The sequence below is a fragment of the Deltaproteobacteria bacterium genome, from assembly GCA_009929795.1.
Taxonomy (GTDB): domain Bacteria; phylum Desulfobacterota; class Desulfovibrionia; order Desulfovibrionales; family Desulfomicrobiaceae; genus RZZR01.
Genome location: RZZR01000097.1, coordinates 1 through 8,941, shown reverse-complemented (window position 1 = coordinate 8,941; position 8,941 = coordinate 1). Strand labels below are relative to the sequence as shown.

The 8,941-nt window shown below is 62.5% G+C and carries 7 protein-coding genes; all 7 read right to left on the bottom strand.

Features of this window, described 5'->3' with window-relative positions:
• Positions 1–769: hypothetical protein (locus EOM25_10245; GenBank protein NCC25558.1), on the bottom strand; the 769-nt coding region annotated here is incomplete at its 3' end.
• 124 nt (positions 770–893) lie between these two features.
• On the bottom strand, positions 894–2,171 hold the full coding sequence (locus tag EOM25_10240; GenBank protein NCC25557.1) for a hypothetical protein: 1,278 nt from the start codon (positions 2,169–2,171) through the stop codon (positions 894–896).
• The gene (locus EOM25_10235; protein ID NCC25556.1) at positions 2,168–3,292 is read right to left on the bottom strand and encodes a hypothetical protein; all 1,125 of its coding nucleotides are present in this window, start codon (positions 3,290–3,292) and stop codon (positions 2,168–2,170) included. The genes EOM25_10240 and EOM25_10235 overlap by 4 nt, the downstream gene beginning before the upstream one ends.
• Positions 3,289–7,134, bottom strand: a complete 3,846-nt coding sequence (locus tag EOM25_10230) for a DUF3857 domain-containing protein (GenBank protein NCC25555.1) — start codon at positions 7,132–7,134, stop codon at positions 3,289–3,291. Before EOM25_10230 ends, EOM25_10235 begins: the two co-directional genes overlap by 4 nt.
• A gap of 31 nt (positions 7,135–7,165) precedes the next feature.
• The gene (locus tag EOM25_10225; GenBank protein NCC25554.1) at positions 7,166–8,227 is read right to left on the bottom strand and encodes a chorismate synthase; all 1,062 of its coding nucleotides are present in this window, start codon (positions 8,225–8,227) and stop codon (positions 7,166–7,168) included.
• The gene (locus EOM25_10220) at positions 8,224–8,817 is read right to left on the bottom strand and encodes a tRNA methyltransferase (protein NCC25553.1); all 594 of its coding nucleotides are present in this window, start codon (positions 8,815–8,817) and stop codon (positions 8,224–8,226) included. The genes EOM25_10225 and EOM25_10220 overlap by 4 nt, the downstream gene beginning before the upstream one ends.
• A gap of 2 nt (positions 8,818–8,819) precedes the next feature.
• Positions 8,820–8,941: TlyA family rRNA (cytidine-2'-O)-methyltransferase (locus EOM25_10215; protein ID NCC25552.1), on the bottom strand; the 122-nt coding region annotated here is incomplete at its 5' end.

Below are 8,941 nucleotides of genomic sequence, written 5' to 3'. Positions count from 1 at the left end.
CCATCTGGGGCAGGGAATGGCCGAAGTCTGCCGGGTCGAGTCCTGCCGTCCAGAATTTTGTTTTTTTGACGTTTGGGGAAACGGTGGTGCGGTCGGTCAGATAGGCGGTCTTGATGCCGGGATCAATGGCGTTCAGCTCGACGAGGCAGTTCCAGTCGAAGGCCTGAATTTCGGTTCGATCGAGGATCATTTCCTCAACTAGGATAGAGTGGAGGGTCTGGGCGTATTCCCTGGGAGTGGCGGAGAGCTCGGGATGGGAGGGATCGTTTTTGATCTCGATCTGAAATCCGACTCGGTTTCTGGCAATGTCCTTCACATAGCGAATGACCTCCCGAAGAGACGGAATGAAGGCCGAGTCAAGCGGCATCTGGTGGGGGAAGAGTTTTCCATAGGGGGTTTCCTTGTTCAGTTGGCCCACGTTGTAGCGTTTCAGGTCCTCGAAGGTCAGGGAACGTATGGGAATACGTTCGGTGACCCATTGGCCGGAAACGTCCTTGGTCAGGTCCGGGTTGAGCCCCAGATCGTGGGTGACCACCAGAACGCCATCCTTGGTCATGTTCACGTCCATATCAACATAGTCGCAGCCGATGCGCAGGGCCGCAGCGTATGCCGGGAGGGTGTGCTCGGGCAACAGTCCTCGGACGGCCCGGTGGGCGTAAATCTGGATCAAGTCCGGCGGGGTGGGCAGCCCGTTAAAAGCGGTCACGCTACTTCGCTCTCCGGCTCGGGCCTGGTTGGACAGCAACAGGGAAATGACTCCGACAATCATCCTCGATGTGGCCCGTTTTCCGTTCAGGGCACTTCCTTGCGAATGTCACGGGTTTGGGAAAGATGTTCATTTCAAGTCCTGAGGATCGCCACGATACTGTCTGTCGTTAGTAGACGCCGAGCCATCACCCGGATTTCGGAGCGTAGAGTTTTTTCCACTCATCCAGAAAGAGGATGGAGGTCTCCAAGGGCGAGAGGCGGCCGGAACGCTGCCGCACGGCCCAGGCCAGATCGGGAAAGGAAACGTCCTCCGGCAGGCCTAGTTCGGCCACGAGAGCCTCCACTTCCCGACCCAGTTCAGGGTCGATGCCGAGGTTCCGGACCGGGTCAGCCTTCTGGGGCCGGGGCCAGTCCGGCCGATGGCGGGCGACGGTCTCCAGTAGGGTGGCCATGCGATGGGCGTAGGTATGCTCGGCCAGGACACGCTTTCGGGCTCGGGCGGCCACGGACTGCCGTTCTTCTTCTCGAGGCAGGTAGTGGTCGACGAGGTCTCGGAGTTCTTTCATGGAGGCGAAGGTGATCATCTCGTCGGATTCGAAGAGTTCGGGCAACAGGGATCTGCGATCCACGAGCTGGAAGGCCCCGCACGAGGCGATCTCGAAGGTCCTGGGATTGATGAAGTCCCCGGGGACCACGGCCTGTTTGGCGTTGATGGAGGAATGAAGGTTCAGGTTGATGTGCGTAGCGTTAAAAATGCGGACGGCGTCCTCTGTGCCCACCCTGGCCCCGGCGTTCTGGACCAAAGGCTCGAGGACCGGGTCACCCTCCCATTCGGTGCCCCAGATTCGAAATTTCATGCCGGCCAAGTCTCGAAAGGCCAAGCGGCGGTTGGGATATCCTGCTCCCATGAAGGACAGGTCGCTGCCGAAGCGGCGTCGTTCGACAGGGCCGAGATCCAGGGGCCGGTGGATATCGGGTTGGGCGGCCAAAGGCAGATAGAAGGCGTTGGTTACTCCCAAGGAGGCCAGTTTTTCCAGAAAGGAGGATTTCTGGATGACGAAGAAGAAGTCGTACCAAGGCGCAAAGGTCTGCCAATAGGTGAACAGACGGTGGTCCTCCACGAACCACATGACCGTAGGCACTCCGTCCTGGCGCAGTCGTTTCAGGGCTTGGCGGCTCAGGGGAGCTTGGGCCAGGGCCAAAACCAGGTCGGGCCGGAACTGTTCGACCTTGGCCAGAACCGCCTGGGAAACGAGTCCGAGAAAGGAGTTTTCCAGTTGATCCAGGCGTTCTGTGGATACCCGCAGGGATTTCAGGGCAGTGAAGGCCGGATGGAAGGCCGGGGCGTCCAGGGTCTCGACGATGTGGCCGAGTTCTGACAGGCCGCGAGCGGCGCAGCGGCCCACGGGCAGGGAGCCTCCGTACATGGGAAGGACAACGAGAATGCGCAGATGATCGTTCATGGCGTGGACTCCCGGCATGTACCGGCCTCGGCCGCACGGCATGAGGAGACGGGTAGGGTGATGGTCACCCGGGTCCCTCGGCCAGGGGTACTCTCGACGGCGATGCCCCCCCCGTGTTCGCGGATGATTTTGCGGGCCAGACAGAGGCCCATGCCCACCCGGTCGGCCCGGGTGGTGAAGAACGGGCTGAAGATGTGGGGCATGGTCTTCTCGTCGATGCCTCTGCCCTGGTCGATGATGGTGATGGTCGGGCCGTTTCCTACGTTCAGCCGGACCGGCACTTGAGGACCCGGAGTGTGGTCCAGGGTGTTGATCAGTACGATCTGGAGAACGCGAAGGAAGAGGAGCGGGTCGACCAGGACGTCGAGATCGGGCACCTGGGTTTCGGGCAGAATTTCACGGCCCTGGGCGTGAGCGATTTGGACCAAGTTTTTGAAGGCGGTGTCCACGAGTTCCGGCAGGAAGGCCCAACGGGGTGAAGGGGTCGGAAGGAAGGCAAAATCGACCACGGTCCTAACGAGGTTCTCCAGTCGTCGGGCCTCCTGGTCGATGACGTCCAGGAAGCGGTCGGCCTTGTCGTCCCCGGCGGGAAGGTGATTTCTGACCAGGGAAGCCATGCCGCCGATGGCCATGGCCGGATTTCGGATCTGGTGGGCCACGGACAGGGCGAAAAGTTCCAGGTCGGCAGTCCGTTGACGCTGAAAGGCCTCGCTGACTCGGGCCCGTTCGTGCTCCACGTCCTGGGCGTGCCAGCGGTCGGTAACGTCCTCAATGACGACGACCACATGGGTGCCTTGGTCCTCCAGAGGTAGAAAGGAAGTGGTGACCGAAAGCTTTCTGGGCATGCCGTCGGGCCGAAGATAGGGCACGTCATGCAGGGATCGGAGTTCCTTGTGCTCGACGCAATCGACCAGAACCTGGGTCAGGGCCAGGTTGCCGGGGATGGCCTGGAGAAGATCAGCCCAGGACGATTCCTCAGTTAGGAGATCCTCGGGTAGGCCGAGGATGGCGGCCAGGGCTGGGTTGGTCAGGACCATCCCGCCCATGGGCGCCAGGACCATGACCCCCAGAGGCAGGGTCCGGACCATGCCGACGATGACCTCCGAGGAAAAACGTTTCATGGTTTTTTGTCCCCGATGGGAATGGCAAGGGTCCGCGTGGAGGGCAGGGCCAGAATCCTGGCGGCGTCGAACAGGGCCGGATACTGGGTCGGCAGGACGATCATGGGTCTGAACTCAGCGCTTTGGATCAGCCTGAAACCGGCCTTGTCTTGGTCGGCGGAGATGTCGATCCGGCCCCAGGGGGCCAGGACAAAGGAGCGCTCATCGGGTCCCAGGACCCGGTTTTTTATCGACGGAGGAGGAACGACCTCCACCCGGGTTCGGACCCGGCTCGGGTTTTCGCGAAAAAGAGGCAAAATCCGGGTATGGTCGCCGACTCCGTCAATCTCGCGGATGAGCCAGGGCAGTTCGAGAAACCAATGATCCAGCCGGGTGACGGCCAGACCCGGGATGGCCAGCTCGTATTCCTCCAGGGCGGGGTACGAGTCCGGATTCAGTCGAGCCGGGGCCCGGGATGCGGCCGAACGGGAAATGGCCGAGACCTGCTCCTGGACGTAACGGACCTTCATCTCGGGGTTCATTTCCCGGATCCGCTTGCGAAACTCGGCGCAGGACGGTCCAAAATAGGTTCTAGTGACAGTCACCAGGGCGTCTCCGACGTCGTTCAGAACGATCCTGAAGGTGGACTCCCTGCCTTCGGCCAGATCCGGTGAGGACGCCTCCACCGGGACGAAGAGGCCGGTTCTCAGATCCAGTCCCGAGGATCCGTCGGCCTGAGTCGACCCCAGGGGGGCGTACTGGTCAGTGTCGTTCAGAAAGACCATTCGTTCCCCGGAGTCCTTGATGGCCACGAGGACATCCTTGAATAGGCCCCAGTCCGGGGCGGCCTGAAGGGTATTCTGGATCCATGGGATCCGCGGTGCATCCAGCGGAAGGACAAATGTGGGATCGAGGCCTGCGGCCCGGAGCAGGGCGGCCAGGACAATAGCCCGATCAGCTGAGTTGCCGTAACCTCTGGCCAGGGTTTGACGGGCCGAGGACAGCTCCGAGAGGGGGGCCTGGGCCAGGGATGGCCCGGCCGAGGCGACCGTGGTGGCCACATGGTTTCGAGCGGCGGTCAGGATCAGATCCCGTTCGGGCAGGGCCCGCAGACCGGCCACGAGGTCCTCGGGCAGGGACTTGGGATCGACCAGGGATTCAAGATTCCGGGACAGGGTCGCGGCCAGATTCGACCAGGCCCCGGTGCTGGCCAGGACCGTGGGGCAGAAGGTGAAGAGGGGAGGGATTCGACGCTCCCGCGGCACGGCAGGGAGATGGGACATCCTAAAGGTGTGAGAGATTTCTTTCTTGCTTGTGAACGATTCGTGGTCGATGGCCACGGTCTCGGTCCGCCACCAAGGGCCTTCGAGTCCGATCCCCGCAGGGAAGGGAATCAGCCGGGGGCTCATGGAGGAGGGAAAGGTCATGGTTAGGGAGGACCTGAGCACGGGATCGTGTTCCTGAAAGGTCCGGCGGAGAGAGAAAAAGGGCCGGTCCCGCTTTTCCCGGACGATGGCGTACTCGATGGTTGACCCGACCTCCACGCCCGGCAGGGAGACGACCATGGTTTTGAGCGGTGAGTATCCCGGGGCTCGGCCGACCCAGTCGGCATCCATGAGGTTGATTTCGTGGTCTTCCGGGGTGTGTGTCTGATTCCTGGAGTCCACGACCACGGCTTTCAGAAGCCGGACTTCCTCCCAGGCCGGATTGAAGTCGATCTTCAGTTCGCTGTGCGTCTTTTTTCCGGAATACGTCAGGACTTGGAGGCGAATGCTTTCGGTTTCGGTCCAGGAATGATCGTCGCGGACCCGGACATCGAGGCTGGAGTCCAGAATCACGGCGTCGGAGCGCTGCTCGGCCAGCCAGGAGCGGTCGTCGGTCCCGGTCACGGCGCAGACCGGGAGAAGGCGGTCGGACCGTTCCATTTCGGCCAGAACATGGCGAAGATGCGCATAGTCCTCGGGCGAGTATTCGGTCCGTTCAAGGACGAAGACCCGGCGGGAACGGAGGGAACCGTCGGACAAAGTGGCGTTGGCGGCCCTGAATATGCCGTGATCGTGGCTGAAAACCGGTTCCGGAACCGAGACGAAGGGGCCGGTCCCGGAGGCCGGGGAGATGTCCAGGGTCTCCTCCGAGCCGCAGGTGACGTGGGTGTAGAGGGGAAATCGCCGGGTTTCGAGATCGGTTTTGTCGATTAGGTAGCGGAGCATGCCTATGCGTTGTCCGAACACCGGCGGGGAGAACAGGGCCGCGCCATTGACCGGAACCAGGAGATTACCGCTGGTGAAGGAGAACTCGGCCGTAAGGGGCACGCTGACATCCTGCATGTCCGTGGGCTCCAGTGTAAAGGCGGTCATGGCCGCCCCGGGCACGGCCTGGGTGAGGAGTCGTTCAAAGACGTTGCGGCGCTGGTCGGAGTCGAGGCGGGAGAAGAACCCGCGGTAGGCGTTGTCGTTGATGCCCTCGAAGCGACAGGTCGTGCGGGCCGTGACCGTTCCGTCGGTTTGCAGGGTCCCGGTGGTGGCCAGGCGCATCATGTTGTCTTCGGCCGGAACGGTCGGGCTCGTGGCCAGGGGTTCACCCCAGGGCGTGGCCACGAGGTAGCTCTGGTTGTTGAGATATGGGGGGAGGATCTGGGTCGTGCTCTCATCGGTGGGGTCCATGAGCTGAAAGGATCCGTCGGCCTTTTTGACGGCGACGATGGCGTGGTTGAAAAAGGGCTGGGGCACGGCCGGATCCTTCCGGGGGCCGTTCATTATCAGGACAGGGAAGGCCTCGAAGCCGGCCAGCCGGAGCAGGCTGACCAGCAGGGCGGCCTTGTCCCGGCAGACCCCGGCCCGGCGGGAAAAGGTCATGTCCACGGGGTGGGGCTCGTAGCCCGGTGCGGTATCCTCCAGGGTCAGGCCCATGTATCTGATCTTCTGGGAGACCCAGGTGAAGACGGCCATGATGGCCGTATCCGGATCCGGGGTTTCGGCCGTGAGTTCGTCGACCAAGTCTTCCATGGCCGGAGTGGCCTGCTGCAGGGCCGGAAGGCTGAGTTCCCAGTACCAGCGCGAGACCCACTCCCAGTCGGGGATGGTGCTGGCCAGAATTCTCTGGGCCACGGTGTAGAAGGGGGGCATATCCGGTTCCGGAAAGGCCTGGGGCACGTTTCGGGCCGTCCAGGTGGTGACGTGGATGCCATCCACCTCAAGGGTTTTGGCGGTCAGTGTGCCGGGAATCTCGTCCCGGACCAAGGCATGGGTCAGGGGAAGGCTCTTGGGGCCGGCGATGGTGGCCCGGGCCGAAAGGATCGGGTCCGTACCCTCGAGAACGATGATGTCGCTGAAGGTTCCGGGGACCCTGGCCTTGGTGAAGTCGTCCCGGATGACGTAGTGCAAAACGTCGCCGATCTCCAAGCCAGGAACATTCAGGACCAGGATGCGGGCGTCGGGATTGTAGATGTTCGACTGCATCTGTCCCGGCTCGACCATGTCCCGCGTGTTGGCCTCGATGTTCACAACGGTCACGTTGCCGTCAGGCTTGATGATCTCGGCAATTTCAAAGACGGTCGTGTTGTAGGGCCGAGTGAAGTAGGAGGACAGGGAGGCGGCCTGTCGCCGGCCCTTTTCGGTCAGGACTTTGGTGTAGGTCTCGTCCCATTCCCGGTAGAGGCCGTCCTCGTCATAGCGGACAAAGGTCTCCCTGGCCAAGATCACCGCGTCGGCGTCGGGCCAGGCCTCCCGAGTCACCGAAGCGGCCAGGGTCAAGATGTCGTTTCGGTCGGGGGTCGGTCTGTCCATGGCCATCGCCGGCCAGGTCAGGGCCAACAGTATGGTCGCGATAAGGGAGGTGGCGAGGGACGATCGAAGGCGAATCATCGGGGTATCCTCTGGTTGTCCGGTTCTTTGGTCAAGGGCGGTTCAAGGGCCCAAATTGGAGCAGATGCATGTCGGCCAGGGTCAGGAGGACCATTGCCTTGAGAACGGGAACGATGCGGGGAATGGCGCAGATGTCGTGGCGGCCGCCGACGGTGATCGACACGGCCCGACCGGATCGGTCCACGGTCTGCTGGGGACGTCCGACGGAGGGAATCGGTTTGATAGCGGCCCTGACCAGGATTCGATCTCCGTTGGAAATTCCGGCCAGGATTCCGCCGGAGTTGTTGGAGGTGAAGCCCTTCGGGGTGATGGGATCGTTGTTCTGCATTCCGGTCAGTCGGGCGGCCTCGAATCCTCTCCCGATTTCGACACCCTTGACGGCGCCGACGCCCATGAGGGCATAGGCCAGCCTGGCGTCGAGCTTGTCGAAGACCGGCTCGCCCAGTCCCGGCGGGACACCAAGGGCCTCGATTTCGACCACCCCGCCCAAGGTGTCTCCAGCGGCTCTGGTCGCTCGGATTTTTTCTTCCCAGGTCGGGATCAATGACGGGTCTGGGGAGAAGAAGGGGTTGTCCCCGATGAGGTCCCAGCGGGTGTCCGCAGCGACGATTCCCCCAAGTTCCCGGGTGCAGGCCCGGACCGAGACGCCAACCTTGCCGAGGTAGACCTGGGCCACGGCCCCTCCGGCGACCCTGGAGACGGTCTCCCGGCCCGAGGACCGGCCGCCGCCCCGGTAGTCCCTGACTCCGTATTTCCGATCATAGGTTAGATCGCCGTGCCCGGGCCGGTAGGTGTCGGCGATGGCCGAATAGTCCCTGGAGCGCTGGTCCGTGTTCTCGATGACGAAGCCAATGGGGGTCCCCGTGGTCCGGCCCTCGAAGACTCCGGACAGGATTCGGACGGTATCGGGCTCCTTGCGGGCCGTGGAGGCAGGGCCCTGGCCGGGTCGCCGGAGATCAAGTTCTCGCTGGATCACGGCCTCGTCCAGATCCAGGCCCGCGGGGCAGCCGTCGATGACCCCGCCCAGGGCCGGGCCGTGTGATTCTCCGAAGGTTGTCAGCCGAAACAGACGTCCGAACGTGTTGCCGCTCATATCTGGCACCATTCCTCAAAAAGGGTTTCCATGTCCTGGGCGTCGAACCTGGGCCGATCGAAGAACCCGGCGGCCGAACGCTGCCGCCAGGCCTCGTAGAGGATCAGGGCCGCGGCCACGGACACGTTCAGACTCTGGACCATGCCCTGCATGGGGATAAAGATTTCGCCATCGACCAAGGGGGCGAATTCCGGATCCACTCCCCGGTGCTCGTTGCCGAGGATCACGGCCGTGGGGCGAGTGAAATTGATCTCGTTCAGAGGTGCGGACCGGGGGGAGAATCCGGTGGCCAGGACGGAGAAACCATCCCGGTGAAGCCGACCGGCCAAAGATGCCGGATCGGCGTGGCATTCGGTCTGGATCCATTTCCTGGCCGAGGCCGAGGACTTGTGTCCCAGGGTCGGGAAGACCTCGGACGTGTACAGAAGGTGGACGCCGAAGACTCCGAAGGCGTCGCAGCTTCGAAGAATGGCTGAGACGTTGTGCGGGTCGTGGATGTTGTTCAGGACAAGGGTCAGGTCGGGCTGACGACGCGAAAGGACCTCCCTGATCCGGGCCTTGCGTTCGTCAGTGGGGAATTTGGGTCTCATGTTTATGGGGCGAGAAGTTGGATGATGTATTCCTGGTTGCCCTTGGGGCCCTTGATGCCCGAGGCCACGAAGCCCTGCGGAGTCAGACCGAGTTCGTCGCGGGCAAAGGTCATGATGTCCTCCA

What these genes read in the sequence shown, in the direction of transcription:
- EOM25_10235 (NCC25556.1), bottom strand. Translation starts at nt 3,292, where the DNA reads ATGAAACGTTTTTCCTCGGAGGTCATCGTCGGCATGGTCCGGACCCTG.
- EOM25_10220 (NCC25553.1), bottom strand. Translation starts at nt 8,817, where the DNA reads ATGAGACCCAAATTCCCCACTGACGAACGCAAGGCCCGGATCAGGGAG.
- EOM25_10230 (NCC25555.1), bottom strand. Translation starts at nt 7,134, where the DNA reads ATGATTCGCCTTCGATCGTCCCTCGCCACCTCCCTTATCGCGACCATA.
- EOM25_10225 (NCC25554.1), bottom strand. Translation starts at nt 8,227, where the DNA reads ATGAGCGGCAACACGTTCGGACGTCTGTTTCGGCTGACAACCTTCGGA.
- EOM25_10240 (NCC25557.1), bottom strand. Translation starts at nt 2,171, where the DNA reads ATGAACGATCATCTGCGCATTCTCGTTGTCCTTCCCATGTACGGAGGC.